This is a genomic window from Brevibacillus sp. NRRL NRS-603, assembly GCF_003013445.1.
Taxonomy (GTDB): Bacteria; Bacillota; Bacilli; order Brevibacillales; family Brevibacillaceae; genus Brevibacillus; species Brevibacillus formosus.
Window position 1 is genome coordinate 1 of sequence record NZ_PXZN01000124.1, and the last position, 1948, is coordinate 1948.

Genomic DNA, 1948 nt, shown 5'->3' on the forward strand with positions numbered 1-1948 from the left:
CGGAAGAAATCGCGAATGTTCCATCGTATCGAATCGCTGATTTGTCTGAGCTGGACATTGAATGGCTGCGTGGAAAGAAAAATGTGGCGGTTACTTCTGGCGCTTCGACGCCGACTCCATTGACGAAGGAAGTCATCACCTTCTTGGAGCAGTTCGATGAGTTCAACCCGACTACATGGGAGAAAAAACGGACCGTCAACATGGCGAAAATATTGCCAACGGTAAAATAAATCATGTAGGCATGCTCTGTGTTATATTTTCTTACACGGTTAACTAACCTCAAAATAGGAGAGTTATATGCCAGAATCACTTTCCGCTTTCGGGCTGGGGGGCGCAAAAGGCAGATACGTAAGTCTTTGCGCCCTTTATCTTTTTATTTACTACGGGCTTGGCGCTTTTGCTCCGCTCATTACGCAATACTACGAATCCATTCATCTAACCGGGACCCAAATTGGTCTCATCAGTGCAGTTGCGCCGATCGTTTCCATTGTGGCACAGCCGATGTGGGGTATGATCTGTGATCGCTATCAAATTCGCAAAACTGTGCTGATTCTGACATTGACCATCACCGGGCTGGTGGGACTTCTCTTTACGGGTGTCTCCACCTTTGTCTACGTCTTCTTGCTCTACATCCTGTTGTCGTTTTTTCAAAGTGCCGTCGTTCCCATCTCAGATAGCTTGGCTCTCGGTTATGCCAAGGGACATGGTATTCAGTTCGGCGACATTCGCTTGTGGGGAGCAATCGGCTTTGCGCTAGCGGCATTCATCACCGGTCTTCTCGTTGAGCAGTGGGGGCCACATGTTCTTTTTTACTCGTTTTGCTCGGCGTTTCTAATTGCCATTCTGTTTCTTCAGAAGGTTCCGGAAGAAGTGACAGAGGCTTCGCGGTTTCGTGTCAGTATGCTTGCAGGGATAAGAGATTTGGCGCGAATTCCGCGATTTGCGTTGTTTTTGATTTCATCGTTTTGCATGATGGGCTCTGTAAACGCCAATAATATTTGGTTTTCCCTGTTTTATCAGGATATCGGAGGGACCATTGGAGGAATCGGTCTAGCCTTCTTGCTGTTTGCAGGCAGTGAGGCTCCTTTTATGAAGCTGGCGGGTTATATTGTCCGCAGGTGGGGACTGGAGTTGACGCTCTTGCTATCTGCGATTTTTTGCGCGATGCGCTGGTTTTGGTATAGCTCCGCTCCGAGTACCACTGCCGTGATTACGATGTTCTTTGTGCAGGGGATTTCCGTTGGTTTTTATTTGGCAACGGCAGCCCAATTTGTGCGCGAAAATACGCCCGCATCCCTTCAGGTGACAGCGTTGGCCATCTTCTTTTCAGTGGGAGGCGGGCTAGGTTCGATGTTTTGCAATTTAGTAGCAGGTTGGATCAAAGATTCGTTTTCGGTGCTAGCCATTTATTTGTTTTTTGGAATCATCACCACGATCGGGATCATTCCTCTGCTCATGATAAAATTCGGACGGTGGAAGCAAATCTCACCAGACGAAGAAGTGCAAGCTAGTCAATGACGAGCATGCCTTGGAAGCCTGTTTCCGGATAGCCAGGTGCGTCTGATACGAAATGATACCGACCGCGTTTGGCGGCTGAAAACTGTAAGAGAGTCGATTGGGTCGGTTTCAATTCTGTAGATGTAAGGTTCAGATCACGAATGGATAGATTGTGAGGGCGCGTATCGGTGTTGACGATCATCAACGAGACGCGCTCTCCTTCGTGTGCAGTCAATTGATTGGGCAAAAAGCCAGCGCTAGAAATCGTAACGGTATGTGTCCGCGTCGCGACAGCGTACGAAGCCGGCAGACGATGGTGATGATGTGTCCAAAGTAGCGTTAATGTCACAGCCAGAGCGATGATTGGATAACGTAGCTGTCGATACCAGTGACGAGACATTTTGCTTTCAACTCCTTTGAGGACAATAGCATGGGAAGTTACTATTATCCT

The 1948-nt window shown here is 48.2% G+C and carries 2 protein-coding genes and 1 pseudogene; 2 read left to right on the forward strand and 1 reads right to left on the reverse strand.

What is annotated here, in order from left to right; translation table 11 throughout:
* Together C7R94_RS28950 and C7R94_RS28955 are read left to right on the forward strand one after the other, a co-directional pair.
* Positions 1-230 (forward strand): annotated as a pseudogene (locus tag C7R94_RS28950) (4-hydroxy-3-methylbut-2-enyl diphosphate reductase); the annotation flags it as partial.
* 67 nt (positions 231-297) lie between these two features.
* Positions 298-1518 carry an MFS transporter gene (locus C7R94_RS28955; protein WP_106785964.1) on the forward strand — a complete coding sequence of 407 codons (1221 nt, stop codon included), beginning with the start codon at positions 298-300 and terminating at the stop codon, positions 1516-1518.
* Here C7R94_RS28955 and C7R94_RS28960 read toward each other — a convergent pair.
* On the reverse strand, positions 1508-1948 hold a 441-nt coding region (locus C7R94_RS28960), incomplete at its 5' end, for a cupredoxin domain-containing protein (RefSeq protein ID WP_233220701.1). The genes C7R94_RS28955 and C7R94_RS28960 overlap by 11 nt on opposite strands.